The sequence below is a fragment of the Pseudomonas maumuensis genome (assembly GCF_019139675.1).
GTDB classification, from domain to species: Bacteria; Pseudomonadota; Gammaproteobacteria; order Pseudomonadales; family Pseudomonadaceae; genus Aquipseudomonas; species Aquipseudomonas maumuensis.
In genome coordinates this window covers 3,946,308-3,962,218 of the sequence record NZ_CP077077.1, presented here as the reverse complement: position 1 = coordinate 3,962,218, position 15,911 = coordinate 3,946,308, and the positions used below count along the sequence as shown (strand labels likewise).

Sequence of the window (15,911 nt, the reverse complement as noted above, 5' to 3'; positions counted from 1 at the left end):
CGAGAATATTGATATGAGCCTGAATCCAAGAGACGTGGTGATTGTCGACTTCGGTCGCACGCCGATGGGCCGCTCCAAGGGTGGCATGCACCGCAATACCCGTGCCGAAGACATGTCCGCGCACCTGATCAGCAAGCTGCTGGAGCGCAACGACAAGGTCGATCCGAAAGAAGTCGAGGACGTGATCTGGGGCTGCGTCAACCAGACCCTGGAACAGGGCTGGAACATCGCCCGCATGGCGTCGCTGATGACCCAGATCCCGCACACCTCCGCGGCGCAAACCGTCAGCCGCCTGTGCGGCTCGTCGATGAGCGCGCTGCACACCGCCGCCCAAGCAATCATGACCGGCAACGGCGACGTGTTCGTCGTCGGTGGTGTCGAGCACATGGGCCACGTCAGCATGATGCATGGCGTCGACCCCAACCCGCACCTGTCCTTGCACGCTGCCAAGGCTTCCGGAATGATGGGTCTGACTGCCGAGATGCTCGGCAAGATGCATGGCATCACCCGTGAGCAACAGGATCTGTTCGGCCTGCGTTCGCACCAGCTCGCCCACAAGGCGACGGTCGAGGGCAAGTTCAAGGACGAGATCATCCCGATGCAGGGTTACGACGAGAATGGCTTCCTGAAGGTCTTCGACTACGACGAGACCATTCGCCCGGAAACCACCCTCGAAGGTCTGGCGTCGCTCAAGCCAGCATTCAACCCTAAAGGTGGCACCGTCACCGCGGGCACCTCGTCGCAAATCACCGACGGCGCCTCGTGCATGATCGTCATGTCCGGCCAGCGCGCCATGGACCTGGGGATCCAGCCACTGGCGGTCATCCGTTCGATGGCGGTCGCCGGCGTGGACCCGGCGATCATGGGCTACGGCCCGGTTCCGTCGACGCAGAAAGCGCTCAAGCGCGCTGGTCTGACCATCGCCGACATCGACTTCTTCGAGCTCAACGAAGCTTTCGCCGCACAGGCCCTGCCGGTGCTGAAAGATCTGAAAGTGCTCGACAAGATGAATGAGAAGGTTAACCTGCACGGCGGCGCCATCGCCCTGGGCCACCCGTTCGGTTGCTCGGGGGCGCGGATTTCCGGCACCCTGCTCAACGTCATGAAGCAGAACGGCGGTACCCTGGGCGTCGCTACCATGTGTGTCGGCCTGGGCCAAGGCATCACCACTGTCTTCGAACGCGTCTGATCGCGTCGTAGGACAGCAGCCGGGGCCATGTGCCCCGGCTTTTGTTTTTTACAGGATTTGTTCAAGAGGGCGAGCGACATGCAGATACAACCTGGTGTGTACCGGCATTACAAAGGCCCTGAGTACCGTGTTTTCAGCGCTGCGCGACACTCCGAGAGCGAGGAGTGGATGGTGTTTTACCAGTGCCTGTATGGTGATTACAGCTTCTGGGTCAGGCCACTTTCGATGTTCCAGGAGTCCGTCGAGGTTGACGGCGAGCAGGTGCCACGCTTTGCTTTGGTCAAGGCCGAAGAGGGCCTCGGCGAGCGGCTGGGCAAGGCGCACGAGTGATAGACCGCGCTTGACCTCACTCTTTTGCCACTATATATAGCGGTGCCGCGTCCGGCACCTGACGCGTTTTTCATCTTCAGATTCAGGAATACTCCGATCCATGGGCAAATCGCTGGTCATTGTGGAATCCCCGGCCAAGGCCAAGACCATCAACAAGTACCTGGGCAGCCAGTACGTGGTGAAGTCGAGTATCGGCCACATCCGTGACCTTCCCACCAGCGGTTCCGCCAGTGCGAGCAAGGAACCGGCGGCCAAGCGCGGCAAGGCCGCGGCCGAGGCTCCGGCCTTGTCGCCGAAGGAGAAGGCGCGCCGTACTCTGGTCGCACGCATGGGCGTCGACCCCGAGGCGGGCTGGAAGGCCAAGTACGAGATCCTTCCCGGCAAGGAGAAGGTCATCGAGGAACTGCGCCGCCTGGCCAAGGATGCCGACACCATCTATCTCGCAACCGACTTGGATCGCGAGGGGGAAGCCATCGCCTGGCACCTGCGCGAAGCCATCGGCGGCGACGACAGCCGCTACAAGCGCGTGGTGTTCAACGAAATCACCAAGAAAGCCATCCAGGAAGCCTTCTCCCAGCCGGGCGAGCTCGATATCGATCGGGTCAATGCCCAGCAGGCGCGGCGTTTCCTTGACCGCGTGGTCGGCTACATGGTCTCGCCGCTGCTGTGGGCGAAGATCGCCCGTGGCCTGTCCGCCGGCCGCGTACAGTCGGTGGCGGTGAAGCTGGTGGTCGAGCGTGAGCGCGAAATCCGCGCGTTCAACCCGGAAGAGTACTGGGAGGTCCATGCCGACCTGGGCACCGCCAAGAACGCCAAGGTGCGTTTCGAGGTAGCCCGTGAGAAGGGCGAGGCCTTCAAGCCGCTCAACGAAGCCCAGGCCATGGCCGCACTGGAGAAGCTCAAGGCCTCCAGCTACAGCGTGAGCAAGCGCGAGGACCGGCCGACCAGCAGCAAGCCTTCGGCGCCGTTCATTACCTCCACCCTGCAGCAGGCCGCAAGCAATCGCCTGGGCTTTGGGGTGAAGAAGACCATGATGATGGCCCAGCGTCTGTACGAAGCCGGCTACATCACTTACATGCGTACCGACTCGACCAACCTGTCGACCGACGCCGTCGAGATGGCCCGCAGCTACATCGAGAAGGAGTTCGGCAAGCAGTATCTGCCTGCCGCGCCCATCGTCTATGGCAGCAAGGAAGGGGCCCAGGAGGCGCACGAGGCGATCCGCCCGTCCGACGTCAGCACCCACCCCACCAAGCTCAGTGGCATGGAGCGTGACGCCGAGCGCCTGTACGAACTGATCTGGCGCCAGTTCCTGGCTTGCCAGATGCCGCCGGCGCAGTACCTGTCCACCAGCGTCACCGTGGTGGCGGGCGAGTTCGAGCTGCGCGCCAAGGGTCGCATCCTCAAGTTCGATGGTTACACCCGTGTCCTGCCGCAGCAGAGCAAGCCGGGCGAAGACGACGTGCTGCCGGAAATGGCCCAGGGCGAGGCGCTGAAACTGATCCAGCTCGATCCCAGCCAGCACTTTACCAAGCCGCCGGCGCGCTTCACCGAAGCCAGCCTGGTCAAGGAAATGGAAAAACGTGGCATTGGCCGCCCATCCACCTATGCGGCGATCATTTCCACCATCCAGGATCGCGGCTACGTCACGCTGCATAACCGCCGCTTCTATTCCGAGAAGATGGGCGACATCGTCACCGAGCGCCTGTCCGAGAGCTTCGCCAACCTGATGGACTACGGCTTCACCGCCGGCATGGAGGAGAACCTCGACGACGTGGCCCAGGGCGAGCGTGACTGGAAGAACGTCCTCGACGAATTCTATGGCGACTTCAACAAGAAGTTGCAGACCGCCGAGTCCAGCGAGCACGGCATGCGTGCCAACCAGCCGACCCTGACCAACATTCCGTGCAAGGAATGTGGACGGCCGATGATGATCCGTACAGCCTCCACCGGCGTGTTCCTCGGCTGCTCGGGTTACAGCCTGCCGCCGAAGGAGCGTTGCAAGGCGACGGTCAACCTGGTGCCGGGCGACGAGATTGCCGCCGATGACGAGGGTGAATCCGAGTCCCTGGTGCTGCGTGGCAAGCACCGCTGCCCGATCTGCTCGACGGCAATGGACGCCTACCTGCTCGACGAGAAGCGTAAGCTGCACATCTGCGGTAACAACCCGGACTGCGTTGGTTACGAGATCGAAGAGGGCAACTACCGCATCAAGGGCTACGAAGGTCCGAGCCTGGAGTGCGACAAGTGCGGCAGCGAGATGCAGCTCAAGACCGGCCGTTTCGGCAAGTTCTTCGGTTGCACCAACCCAGCCTGCAAGAACACCCGTAAGCTGCTCAAGAGCGGCGAGGCGGCGCCACCGAAGATGGACAAGGTGGATATGCCAGAGCTCAAGTGCGAGAAGGTCGACGACACCTACGTGCTGCGCGACGGTGCCTCGGGTCTGTTCCTGGCCGCCAGCCAGTTCCCGAAAAACCGCGAAACCCGCGCGCCGCTGGTGCTGGAGATCGTCCCGCACAAGCACGAGATCGATCCGAAGTATCACTTCCTCTGCGAAGCTCCGCAGAAGGATCCAGACGGGCGCCCGGCGGTGATCCGCTACAGCCGCAAGACCAAGGAGCAGTATGTGCAGTCCGAGGTTGACGGCAAGCCGACTGGTTGGAAGGCGTTCTACGACGGCAAGGCGTGGAAGGTCGAAGACAAGCGCTGATCTGAAGTTGTGACTGGGGCCGCGAAGCGGCCCCAGTCATTTGATGACAAGCAAAGCACAATCCCTGAAACTGCAGGCAATCGCCTTGCAGCCTTCAGGAGTCAGCCGAAATGGCCCAGGAACTCTACACCCGCACCAACCAGAAACTGTTTTTCGCCGGCCTTGCCCTGGAATCCATGGCCAAGGCCGCCGATAGCCAGGCCATGAACGCCCAGGGCCTGCTCCAGGCCGAGCGCGAATCGGCGCTGTTCCACCTGTATGGTGCGCTGCTGGGGCTGTGCCACGAGATCGCTGGCTTCTACCGCTTGCCCCAGGCTTCTGCGCCACGGGCCGAGCTGCTGTTCAGTGATGAGGTACTGCAGAGCGTTGCGATCCCGGAAATGGCCGAGCTGCTGGAGCTGGCCCGCCAGCCGGAAACCTGGCTAGCGCGTCTGCTGACCGCTTATGCCGATTTGTTCCGACCGCCGGTCGCCAAGAAAGCTGCGAAGGGCGACGTCACCCAACCGCTGATCCAGGCCGTCAATCTGGACGAGCCCGAGCCGGCCGAGCTTTCCCGCGAGGAGCTCGAAGCCTGGCGGCAGAACCTGAAAAGCCTGGTGAGACGTTTCCGCGAAGCGCTGAGTGAGTGCTGACCGCCGTCATGGCTGGTACACTACTGGCCTTTCGTGAAAAGCAGGCCCTTTATGTCAACGTCCTTTCTAGAAATTGTCGAGTTGCCTGATGGCCGGATCGAGCTGCGCCGCGCCGAAGATGAAGGCTCCCTGGTGACCCTGGATTTCTCCGAGGATGCCAAGGCATTCCTGCAAGGACAGCATGTGGAAGTGGCCAAGGCCATGCTCAGCGTTGGCGTGCAAATGGCCGGTCGCCTGGTTGAGGGCGACTTCGAGCGTGAAGAGGGGCCGCGCGTCCTTCATTGAGCCACGGTAGCGGCCCAGGGTTTCAAGCATTTGACAGGCAAAGCCTGAACATCAGCCGAGGCGGATGTTCAGGCTTTGTGCGTTTCCACTGGCCGCTGCGCGCTGCAGTTGTTGGCGGGCATTGCTGTTGATGGTACCCAGCCAGCTGACCACGGTATGGCTGTGCCCAAGGCGCAAGGCCTCACAGGCCAGTTGCAGGGCAGTCTGTCTGCCGCCGGGTTGTAGCAGCAGAATGCGTTCACGGTTCAGGCCGGCATCGCGCAGCCAGGCCTGGGTGAGGCTGCCGGGCGGGGCGATGAGCGTCAGCCAGCGGCTGTCGTCTTCTTCGCTGAGTTCGCGCAGGACCGGTGCCAGCAAGCTCTGGCAGTGCCCTGGCGCACCGCGCAGGGCCAGTTCGCTGAACAGTTCTGGCTGGCTGCTCTTGCGCGGCGCCTCGCTGGGCTTGAGGCCTGGCAGCACCGGCTGGGCCAGGAAGGCCTCGAACAGCGGCAACTGGGCTTGCTGGGGTGCATGGGTGAACGGCTGCATGACGCCTCCTGGTTCAGCGGCGCAGGACGCCGACGCTCAAGCCCTCGATCACCAGTTCCTGTTCCTTCAGGTCGACTTCGATGGGGGCGAATTCGGGGTTTTCGGCGATCAGCCAGACCTTGCTGCCTTCGCGCTTGAAGCGCTTGACGGTCACTTCGTCGCCGATACGGGCTACCACGACCTGGCCGTTGCGGGCTTCGCGGGTGGTATGCACAGCGAGCAGGTCGCCATCGAAGATGCCGATGTCCTTCATGCTCATGCCGTGGACGCGTAGCAGGTAATCGGCGCGGGGATGGAAGAAGGCTGGGTTGATGCTGCAGGAATCCTCGATGTGCTGCTCGGCGAGGATCGGTGCACCGGCGGCGACGCGACCGATGATGGGCAGGCCGCTATCCTCTTGCTTGGGCTCGAGGCCGGGGATGCGGATACCGCGGGAGGCGCCAGGGGTCATCTCGATGGCGCCCTTGCGGGCCAGGGCTTTCAGGTGCTCCTCGGCAGCGTTGGGCGACTTGAAGCCCAGCTCCTGCGCGATCTCGGCACGGGTCGGCGGGAAGCCGTTGTCTTCGAGGCAGCGTTTGATGAAAGCCAGAATCTCGGCTTGGCGTGGCGTCAGTTTCAGCATGGGCGAGGGCTCTGTCTTTATATACAGTGACTGGGATTATATACAGTGCCGAGCCAGCTGCAAGCTACTAACCGCAAGAAATAGCGCGCGTCGGGCGCATCTTGTCGCTTGCAGCTTGTGACTTGGCGCTTTTAAATGGCGACCGACCGGTCACTCAGCCTTGACATGGGCAGCACTGAAACGTATGTTTCAAACAACTGTTTGTCAGGCGGAGTAGTCATGGCCCAATCGGAAACCGTTGAGCGCATCCTCGATGCGGCGGAACAGCTGTTCGCGGAGCGCGGGTTCGCGGAAACCTCATTGCGGCTGATCACCAGCAAGGCCGGGGTCAACCTGGCGGCGGTGAACTACCATTTCGGTTCGAAGAAAGCCCTGATCCAGGCGGTCTTTTCTCGCTTCCTGGGGCCGTTTTGCGCGAGCCTCGAGCGTGAACTCGACCGCCATCAGGCGCGTCCTGAGCAGAAGGCCTCGCTCGAGGAATTGCTGGAAATGCTGGTGGAGCAGGCCTTGGTCGTGCAGCCGCGCAGCAACAACGACCTGTCGATCTTCATGCGTCTGCTGGGCCTGGCCTTCAGTCAGAGCCAGGGGCACCTGCGTCGTTACCTGGAGGACATGTACGGCAAGGTGTTCCGCCGCTACATGCTGCTGGTCAACGAGGCCGCGCCGCGCATCCCGCCGCTGGAGTTGTTCTGGCGCGTGCATTTCATGCTCGGCGCCGCGGCGTTCAGCATGTCGGGCATCAAGGCCCTGCGCGCCATCGCTGAAACCGACTTCGGCATCAACACCTCGATCGAGCAGGTCATGCGCCTGATGGTGCCGTTCCTGGCCGCGGGCATGCGTGCCGATAGTGGTGTCACCGACGCGGCGATGGCCGCGGCGCAGTTGCGCCCGCGCAGTAAGTCCGCCGCGCCCGCCAAGGCTTGATTGCTGGGCGGGGCAGGGCGCTTGCGCTAAGCTAGCGCCCATGCCTGAACTCGCCCCCGCCGCAACTCCCGTCAGCACGGCAGCTTCGCCATTGAACCATCGGATACTAAGTTGTCCGATGCTCGCGTGCGTCTATGCGACTGGATCTCCAATGAAGGATTCCCTATGACTGCCAGCCTGCAAGGCTCCCTGATGGTGGATATCGCCGGTAAATGGCTGACCGCCGAAGACCGCCATCTGCTGCGCCAGCCCGAAGTGGCCGGCCTGATCATCTTTGCCCGCAACATTGACAGCCCGCGTCAGGTGCGCGAGTTGTGCGCCTCGATCCGCGCCATTCGCCCCGAGCTGATCCTCGCCGTGGATCAGGAGGGCGGGCGGGTCCAGCGCCTGCGCCAGGGCTTCGTGCGCCTGCCGGCCATGCGTGCGATCGCCGATAATGCCAACGCCGAGTACCTGGCCGAACAATGCGGCTGGCTGATGGCCACCGAGGTGCTGGCGGTAGGCCTGGACCTGAGCTTCGCCCCGGTGCTGGACCTCGACCATCAGCGCAGTGCCGTGGTCGGCAGCCGCGCCTTCGAAGGCAATCCGCAGCGGGCTACCGAACTGGCCGGCGCCTTCATTCGTGGCATGAATGCCGCGGGCATGGCCGCCTGTGGCAAGCATTTCCCCGGTCACGGCTGGGCCGAGGCCGACTCACATGTGGCGATCCCGGTCGATGAGCGCAGCCTGGAACAGCTGCGCGCGGCCGACCTGGTGCCGTTCACCCGTCTGAGCGGCCAGTTGGCTGCGGTGATGCCGGCCCACGTGATCTATCCGCAAGTCGACAACCAGCCGGCTGGCTTCTCTCGGCGTTGGCTGCAGGACATCCTGCGCGGCGAGCTGGGTTTCGACGGGGTGATCTTCAGTGACGACTTGTCCATGGCCGGCGCCCATGTGGTGGGCGATGCCGCCAGCCGCATAGAGGCCGCATTGAGCGCGGGCTGCGACATGGGCCTGGTGTGCAATGACCGGGCTTCGGCCGAGCTGGCGCTGAGTGCGGCGCAGCGCATGAAGGTCAAGCCGTCGCCGCGGATTGCACGGATGCGCGGGCAGGGCTTTGCGCGTACCGATTACCGCCAGCAGCCGCGTTGGCTGGAGGCGCTGGGAGCGTTGAAGGAAGCCCAGTTGGTCGATTGACCTCGCTGGCCTTGTCGCGGAGCAAGCCCGCTGCCACGAAGCCCTAAGGGTTCGTGGCAGCGGGCTTTTACTTACTTCGTTTGCCCGGCAGCGGCGCGAACAGCGCCTCGATCTCTTCATCCCCCAACCGCCATTGCCCGGCCTGCCCGCCATCGAGCAACCCGGCCGCCAGCGCCGCCTTCTCCTGCTGCAACTGCTGGATCTTTTCCTCCACCGTGCCTCGGGTAATCAGCTTGAACACGAACACCGGCTTGTCCTGGCCGATGCGATAGGCGCGGTCGGTGGCCTGGTTCTCGCTGGCCGGGTTCCACCATGGGTCGTAGTGGATCACGGTGTCGGCGGCAGTCAGGTTAAGTCCGGTGCCGCCGGCCTTGAGGCTGATCAGGAACACCTCGCTGTCGCCATTCTGGAACTGCTGCACGGGGGCGCGACGGTCGCGGGTGTCGCCGGTCAGCAGACTGTAGCGGATGCCGCGCTTCTCCAGCTCGAACTCGATCAGCGCGAGCATCGAGGTGAACTGCGAGAACAGCAGCACCTTGCGCCCCTCGCTGAGCAGCTCTTCGAGCATCTCCAGCAGACTGCCCAGCTTGCCCTTGTCGGCGAACGTGCCCTTGGCCTCGGTGCCCTTGACCAGGCGCAGGTCGCAGCACACCTGGCGCAACTTGAGCAGCGCATCGAGGATGACGATCTGGCTGCGGGCGGCGCCGTTGCGGGCGATCTCGTCGCGGACCTTCTTGTCCATCGCCACCCGCAACGCCTCGTAGGTGTCGCGTTGGGCGTCGCTGAGCTCGACCCAGTGGATCATCTCGGTCTTGGCCGGCAGTTCGGTGGCCACCTGCTCCTTGGTGCGGCGCAGCAGGAATGGGCGGATGCGGCTGGCCAGGTGGGCCATGCGCTCAGCGTCGCCGTGGCGCTCGATCGGGGTGCGGTAGTCCTGGGTGAAGCGCTTGCTGTCGCCCAGCCAGCCGGGCATCAGGAAGTGGAAGATCGACCACAGCTCGCCGAGGTTGTTCTCCATCGGCGTGCCGGTCAGGCACAGCCGCTGGCTGGCCTGCAGCTCGCGCACGGCCTGGGCGGCCTTGCTGGTGCTGCTCTTGATGTTCTGCGCCTCGTCCAGCACCAGCAGGTGCCAGGGCAGGGCCTTGAGGTGTTCGAGGTCGCGCGGTACCAGCGCATAGGTGGTCAGCACCAGGTCGTAGTCGGCCAGGTGGGCGAAGTGCTTGTTGCGGCCAGGGCCGTGCAGGGCCAGGACGCGCAGATCGGGGGCGAAGCGCCGGGCTTCGTCGAGCCAGTTGGGCACCAGGCTGGTGGGCATTACCGCCAGTGCAGGGTGGACCAGTCGCCCGCTTTCCTTTTCCAGCAGCAGGTGGGCCAGGGTCTGCAGGGTCTTGCCCAGGCCCATGTCGTCGCCGAGGATACCGCCGGTGCTCATGTCGCGCAGGGCTTGCAGCCAGTTCAGGCCTTGTTGCTGATAGGGGCGCAATGTGGCGTTCAAGCCTTTGGGTGGCGCCACCTGCAGGTCGCGGGCGTCACGCAGGCGTCGGCCCAGGTCGCGCACATGGTTGCCACCTTCCCATCGCAGTGGCAGGTGCTCGATGTCGTTCAGGCGTGCGGCATCGGTGCGGTCCAGGCGCAGGCTCGGGCCCACGGTGTCCTCGTGCAGGTACAGTTCGCCCAGGGTGCCCATCACCGCCTTGATGCGCCCGTAGGGCAGGGCGACCCGCAACGCCGGGCTGTCATGGCGGGTGCGGTTGAGGTCGATCAGCAGGTGCTCGTCGTCGTTGCGCCGCGCCAGTTCGCTGGGCCGCAGCAGTTCCGGGTTTGCGCGCAGCAGTTGCAGGACGATGGGCAGCAGGCTGTGGCGCTGGCCGTCGACGACGATGCCCAGCTCCAGGTCGAACCACTCGTGGCCAGGCGCTTCGTCGATGTTGGCGTACCAGTCGTCGACCTCATGCAGGTTGAAGGCGAAGTCGCGGTGTATTTCGATGGCCCAGCCGGCTTCGCGCAGGCGTGGCAGGCCCTCGCGGGCAAAACGCAGCCAGGCTTCGTCATCGGGTAACTGGAGCATCTCGCCGGCGCTGTCGGGTAGGGCCTTGCTCTGGCGGGTGGCAGGCTTGAAGCCATAGTCGCGAAGCACCTTGCGCAGGGCCTGTTCGGCCTGGGGCTGACGGCGGATGCGTTGGCTGGTGCTGCCGACCAGGCGGTTCAGCGGCTTGTCGTCGGCGCCGCTGGCGCGCAGGCCGTCGTAATCGAACGCCAGTGCCGCGCGGTGCTGCATCTGCCGTTGCATGCGTCCGGTCTTGGGCGTATAGGCGCTGAATTCGAGGCTGCCCAGGGTTAGGTGGGGCGTCGGCTCGATGCCCTCAACCTGTTCCTGCTGCACGGTGGTGGGCGTCGGCAGGTGATGATTGAGGGCGTTGAGTTTGTGGCTGAGGGGCACGATAAGGTGTTCCGGTACATCGGGGGCAAGGGACAGCTGCAGGGCGGTGTGCGGGTCGAGGGTGTGGGTGACGGTGCCGACTTCTTTGCTGTCGACATCGAAATAGAACAGCGGCATCAGCGGCAGCACACAATTGAGCGGTTCCTCGCCGTTGTACCACATGCCCCGATAGTCGCCGCTGTTCAGGCGTACCCAGCGAAATTGCGCCTGGCGCGGGGCGCCCTGAACCATCAAGGGCAAGTCTTCGATGAACATCAGGCGCCCGGTGTCCAGCGCCCGCTGCAGCAGTTCGCCGCCCTCGTGCCCTTTCAGCGCGAAACCGCGCTCCTGGCCGAAGGGCGCGTTCTGCGCCGACAGTTGGCGCAGGATGCGCAGGTCCTCTTCCTTGACGTACTTCGGCGGCTCGTAGAGCAGTTCGTACAGCGAATGAATGCGGCTGTAGCGAATACCATGCTCTTCGCGGGTGCCTTTGCGCACGCGCAAGGCGCAGCTCTGGTCGTCCTTGAGCATGAGTTGGTAGCAGACCATGCGCCCGCGCCGGTCTTCAGTGCTGTCTTGCCTGGGTGTGGGCTGCTCCAGGCCCTGCAGCCAATGCTGCAGGTGATGAGGCAGTTGCTCGCCGCTGGCCGCACCGCGCCCGTAGCTGCTGGCCAGGGTGTAGAGCGCGGCGGCGCAGTGCTTGCAGTTCTCGCCGACCGGGCAGGAGCAGTTGCCGCGCACGTGGCATTGCCCGGATGGCCCCGCGGTGATGATGATCCGCTGGCGGTAGACATTGCTGCCGCTGCCGCGGCAGGTGGACTCGATGCGCGAATCGCCGTGGGACTGGATTTGTACCAGGCCCTGTTCGGCGTAGCGCTCGCCACGTTGCAGGGTGGCCGCAGAAAAATCGTGCTTCCAGCTCGGATTCTCGGCTGCCAGCTTCTGCACGTCGGCGTTCACGGTTTCACTGCTCCATCATTTCCGGATCGGGCAGCGGCATCTTGCGCATGCCGGCCGGTGAAACCTTGAGCAGCACGGCCAGGTGCCCGCCATCGAGGAAGGTCAGTTGGCCGGCCTTCATGTTGCTGTTGCTCTGCTTGAACTGCTCGCTGCGCAGCACGCTGCCATTGCTGTCGAGCTGGTTGACCCAAAGGTTGGCGTCGACGGCGATGAAGCGGCTTTCCTGGATGCTCAGGTTGCCTTCGATCGGGAAGTGACCGAACTGTTCGTCACCGGCACTCAGGGCAACGGTTTCGCCATCCTGCTGCCAGGCCTTGTGCAGCAGCACGGTGTAGTCGGCGGTGGCCTGCAGGCGGGTGACTTCGTCACCCAGGCCGGTCGGGCGCTCGGCGCCCTTGTCCAGGCGCGGCGCGCCGGCGCTCCAGTCTTCCGGGGCGAACGGGCTGGTGATCGCCGGCACGGCGTTCTGCCGCACCAGGATCATTTCCACCTGGTAGGGGCCTGCGGCGAAGGCGGCTGGTGCGATCAGCGTCAGCAGCAGGGTCAGGCAACGGATGGCACGCATGAAGCTTCCTTATGGATTTTGTGGGGTAAGGCGCTCGAACAGCGCCTCCAGGGTGTTGAAACGTTCTTCGGGGCGTTCCATCGGCACCAGGAAGCGGAACTGGGTCGCGCCTTCGAACTTGTAGCGTTTGGGCTGGCCCTGGATCAGCTTGATCAGGGTCAGCGGGTCGACCGGTGTCTCGGCCTCGAACTCGAGCTTGCCGCCGTTGGGGCCGGCATCGACTTTCTTGATGCCGAGCTTTTCCGCCTGCAGCTTGAGCAGGGTCAGGCGCATCAGGTTCTTGCTCGGCTCCGGCAGCAGGCCGAAGCGGTCGATCATCTCCACCTGCAGGTCCTTGAGGCCCTCTTCGTCGGCCGCCGAGGCGATGCGCTTGTAGAGGATCAGGCGCGCATGCACGTCGGGCAGGTAGTCCTCGGGGATCAGCGCTGGCAGGCGCAGGTTGATCTCCGGGCCGCCGCCCAGCGGCTGTTCGAGGTTAGGTTGGGTGCCCTTGCGGATGGCCTTGACCGCGCGTTCGAGCATCTCCATGTACAGGGTGAAGCCGACCGCCTGGATCTGCCCACTCTGGCCTTCGCCGAGCAGTTCGCCGGCGCCGCGGATCTCCAGGTCGTTGGTGGCCAGGACGAAGCCCGCGCCCAGGTCCTGGGTATTGGCGATGGCCTCCAGGCGCTTCTCGGCGTCGGCGCTGATCTGCTGGCGCGGTGGCGTCAGCAGGTAGGCATAGGCCTGGTGGTGGCTGCGCCCGACCCGGCCGCGCAACTGGTGCAATTGCGCCAGGCCGAACTTGTCGGCGCGCTCGATGACGATGGTGTTGGCGCTCGGCACGTCGATGCCGGTCTCGATGATGGTCGAGGCGATCAGCACGTTGAAGCGCTTGTGGTAGAAGTCGCTCATCACCTGCTCGAGCTCGCGTTCGCGCATCTGCCCGTGGCCGATGCCGATGCGCGCCTCGGGCACCAGCTCGGCCAGCTCGGCGGCGCACTTCTCGATGCTCTTCACATCGTTGTGCAGGTAGTACACCTGGCCGCCGCGCAGCAGTTCGCGCAGCAGCGCTTCCTTCACCGTGCTCTTGTTCTGCTCCATGACGAAGGTGCGCACCGACAGGCGCCGCGCCGGGGGCGTGGCGATGATCGACAGGTCGCGCATGCCCGACACCGCCATGTTCAGCGTGCGTGGAATCGGCGTGGCGGTCAGGGTGAGGATGTCCACCTCGCTGCGCAGCGCCTTGAGCTGTTCCTTCTGGCGCACGCCGAAGCGGTGTTCCTCGTCGATGATGGCCAGGCCCAGGTCCTTGAAGCGCACATCGTCCTGCAGCAGCTTGTGGGTGCCGATGAGGATGTCGATCTTGCCTTCGGCCAGCTCCGCCGCGGCGCTGGCGACTTCCTTGGCCGACTTGAAGCGGCTCATCACCTCGACCTTCACCGGCCAGTCGGCGAAGCGGTCGCGGAAGCTGTTGTAGTGCTGCTGGGCGAGTAGGGTGGTGGGCACCAGCACCGCCACCTGGCGGCCGCTATGCACGGCGATGAAGGCGGCGCGCATGGCTACCTCGGTCTTGCCGAAGCCGACGTCGCCGCACACCAGGCGGTCCATGGGCTGGCCGGCGAGCATGTCGGCACGCACGGCTTCGATGGCGGTCTGCTGGTCGGGGGTTTCCTCGAACGGGAAGCCGGCGCTGAAGGTGGCGTAGTCGGCGGCGGGATCGGCGAAAGCGTAGCCTTTGCGCGCGGCGCGGCGGGCGTAGATGTCGAGCAGCTCGGCGGCGACGTCGCGCACCTGCTCGGCGGCCTTGCGCTTGGCTTTCTGCCAGGCTTCGGAGCCCAGCCGGTGCAGCGGGGCCAGGGCGTCGTCGCTGCCGGTGTAGCGGGCGATCAGGTGCAGGTTGGCCACTGGCACGTAGAGCTTGGCGCCCTCGGCGTATTCGAGGGTGAGGAACTCGGCGGCCTGGCCGTCGATTTCCAGGGTGGCCAGGCCCAGGTAGCGGCCCACGCCATGGTCGATGTGTACCACCGGCGCGCCTTCGCGCAGCTCGGTGAGGTTCTTGATCACCGCGTCGTTGGCCGCCTCGCCGCGTTTCTCGCGGCGCCTGCGCTGCATCACGCGCTGGCCGAACAGCGGGCTTTCCGCTACCAGGGCAATGGCCGGGTCGTCCAGCAGCAGGCCGTCGTCCAAGGGGGCGATGGTGATCGCCAGGCGCTCGCCGCCGGTGATGAAGTCGGCCCAGCCGTCGACGGTCTGCGGGCGCAGCTTGAGGCGTTCGAGCAGCTCCAGCAGTACCTCGCGCCGGCCTGCGGACTCCGCGGTGAACAGCACGCGGCCGCTGAACTGGTCGAGGAAGTTGGCCAGTTCCGCCAGCGGCTGGTGGGCCTTGGCCTCGATGGCCAGGTTGGGCAGGGCGCGGGCGGGGAAGCGCTCGCGGCCTGCGCCGGGGTCGAGGTCTTCGGCGCTGACCACCACCCGTGGCCATTGCTTGAGGCGGGCGAAGCAATCCTCCACGGGCAGGAACAGTTCCGCCGGCGGCAGCAGTGGCCGGGTCATGTCGCCGCGGCGCTCTTCATAGCGCCCGCGCACATCGTTCCAGAAGTGTTCGGCGGCCTGTTCCACGCCCGGCAGCGAGAACACCTGGGTGTCGGCCGGCAGGTAGTCGAACAGGGTGGCGGTTTCTTCGAAGAACAGCGGCAGGTAGTACTCGATGCCGGCGGGGATGATGCCGCTGGTAAGGTCCTGGAAGATCGCGCTGCGGCGGAAGTCGACGTCGAAGCGTTCGCGGAAGCGCGCCTTGAAGCGCGTCACCTCGTCCTTCTGCATGGGGAACTCGCGCGCCGGCAAAAGGCGGATCGAGTCGACCTTGTCGATCGAGCGCTGGCTCTCCGGGTCGAAGGTGCGCAGGGTCTCGATCTCGTCGTCGAACAGGTCGATGCGGTACGGCTGCTTGCTGCCCATGGGGAACAGGTCGATCAGCGCGCCGCGCACGGCGAACTCGCCGTGCTCGTAGACCGTGTCGACGCAGCGATAGCCGCTGGCCTCCAGGCGCGCGCGCATCTGCTCGACGTCGATCTTCTGGCCCACGTCCAGCACCAGGCTGCTACCCAGCAGGAAGCGCGTGGGCGCAAGGCGGTGCAGGGCGGTGGTGATCGGCACGACCAGGATGCCGTGGTCCAGCTCCGGCAGCCGGTAGAGGCTGGCGATACGCTGGGAGATGATGTCCTGGTGCGGCGAGAACAGATCGTAGGGCAGGGTTTCCCAGTCGGGGAAAGGCAGCACCGGCAGATCCGGCGCGAAGAAGCGCAGTTCCTGCTCCAGGCGGTCGGCCGCCTGGCTGTCGGCGGTCAGCAGCAAGGTGAAGCGACCGGCGGTACTGGCAGCCTCGGCGACGGCCAGGCTCAAGGCCGCGCCGGGCAGGTTGCCCCAGGTTTGTTTGCCGGCCGTGGCCGACATTTGCGGTAGGCGCAGAACTGACACGGGAGATCGGACTCCAAGCGTTGCGGCAAAGAGGTCGATTGTACCGGTGACGAGGCGCGCTGTCAGGTTCGAAAGGGCTTGGCGACGGGGGTTGGCGCCGGCGACAGGCGCT

12 protein-coding genes are annotated in these 15,911 nt (G+C 64.9%); 7 read left to right on the top strand and 5 right to left on the bottom strand.

Annotated features, from left to right (window positions below; all coding sequences use genetic code 11):
• Nucleotides 1-13 precede the first annotated feature (13 nt).
• The 5 genes from fadA to KSS90_RS17650 all read left to right on the top strand — a co-directional run bounded on the left by fadA (nucleotide 14) and on the right by KSS90_RS17650 (nucleotide 5,146).
• Nucleotides 14-1,189, top strand: a complete 1,176-nt coding sequence (gene fadA, locus KSS90_RS17670) for an acetyl-CoA C-acyltransferase FadA (protein ID WP_217866619.1) — start codon at nucleotides 14-16, stop codon at nucleotides 1,187-1,189.
• Between the two features lie 78 nt (nucleotides 1,190-1,267).
• A complete protein-coding gene (locus KSS90_RS17665; RefSeq protein ID WP_050704830.1) occupies nucleotides 1,268-1,519 on the top strand; it encodes a DUF1653 domain-containing protein in 252 nt (83 codons plus the stop codon).
• 100 nt (nucleotides 1,520-1,619) lie between these two features.
• Nucleotides 1,620-4,229, top strand: a complete 2,610-nt coding sequence (gene topA, locus KSS90_RS17660; RefSeq protein WP_217866618.1) for a type I DNA topoisomerase — start codon at nucleotides 1,620-1,622, stop codon at nucleotides 4,227-4,229.
• Nucleotides 4,230-4,339: 110 nt separating this feature from the next.
• Nucleotides 4,340-4,861 carry a DUF6586 family protein gene (locus tag KSS90_RS17655; protein WP_217866617.1) on the top strand — a complete coding sequence of 174 codons (522 nt, stop codon included), beginning with the start codon at nucleotides 4,340-4,342 and terminating at the stop codon, nucleotides 4,859-4,861.
• 51 nt (nucleotides 4,862-4,912) lie between these two features.
• Nucleotides 4,913-5,146 carry a hypothetical protein gene (locus KSS90_RS17650; protein ID WP_023630868.1) on the top strand — a complete coding sequence of 78 codons (234 nt, stop codon included), beginning with the start codon at nucleotides 4,913-4,915 and terminating at the stop codon, nucleotides 5,144-5,146.
• A 51-nt stretch (nucleotides 5,147-5,197) separates the two neighbouring features.
• On the opposite strand, the gene sulA is transcribed toward KSS90_RS17650, so the two are convergent.
• Nucleotides 5,198-5,674, bottom strand: a complete 477-nt coding sequence (gene sulA, locus KSS90_RS17645; protein ID WP_217866616.1) for an SOS-induced cell division inhibitor SulA — start codon at nucleotides 5,672-5,674, stop codon at nucleotides 5,198-5,200.
• 13 nt (nucleotides 5,675-5,687) lie between these two features.
• Nucleotides 5,688-6,296, bottom strand: a complete 609-nt coding sequence (lexA, locus tag KSS90_RS17640; RefSeq protein WP_023632613.1) for a transcriptional repressor LexA — start codon at nucleotides 6,294-6,296, stop codon at nucleotides 5,688-5,690.
• 219 nt (nucleotides 6,297-6,515) lie between these two features.
• On the opposite strand from lexA, the gene KSS90_RS17635 reads away from it, so the two are divergent.
• Nucleotides 6,516-7,220: a TetR/AcrR family transcriptional regulator gene (locus KSS90_RS17635; RefSeq protein ID WP_217866615.1), complete on the top strand. Its 705-nt coding sequence runs from the start codon at nucleotides 6,516-6,518 to the stop codon at nucleotides 7,218-7,220.
• Nucleotides 7,221-7,397: 177 nt separating this feature from the next.
• Entirely contained in the window at nucleotides 7,398-8,396 is a 999-nt protein-coding gene (gene nagZ / locus KSS90_RS17630) for a beta-N-acetylhexosaminidase (RefSeq protein ID WP_172670930.1), read from the top strand.
• Between the two features lie 67 nt (nucleotides 8,397-8,463).
• Here the strand turns inward: nagZ and KSS90_RS17625 are convergent, their stop codons facing one another.
• Genes KSS90_RS17625 through mfd form a run of 3 tightly spaced genes read right to left on the bottom strand, consistent with a single transcriptional unit; the run spans nucleotide 8,464 to nucleotide 15,799 of the window.
• Complete coding sequence (locus KSS90_RS17625) at nucleotides 8,464-11,775, bottom strand: DEAD/DEAH box helicase (protein WP_217866614.1); 3,312 nt, start codon at nucleotides 11,773-11,775, stop codon at nucleotides 8,464-8,466.
• Nucleotides 11,776-11,779: 4 nt separating this feature from the next.
• Nucleotides 11,780-12,340 (bottom strand): CsiV family protein, encoded by a 561-nt coding sequence (locus tag KSS90_RS17620; RefSeq protein WP_217866613.1) that lies wholly within the window; start codon nucleotides 12,338-12,340, stop codon nucleotides 11,780-11,782.
• Nucleotides 12,341-12,349: 9 nt separating this feature from the next.
• On the bottom strand, nucleotides 12,350-15,799 hold the full coding sequence (gene mfd / locus KSS90_RS17615; RefSeq protein ID WP_217866612.1) for a transcription-repair coupling factor: 3,450 nt from the start codon (nucleotides 15,797-15,799) through the stop codon (nucleotides 12,350-12,352).
• Nucleotides 15,800-15,911: the final 112 nt, after the last annotated feature.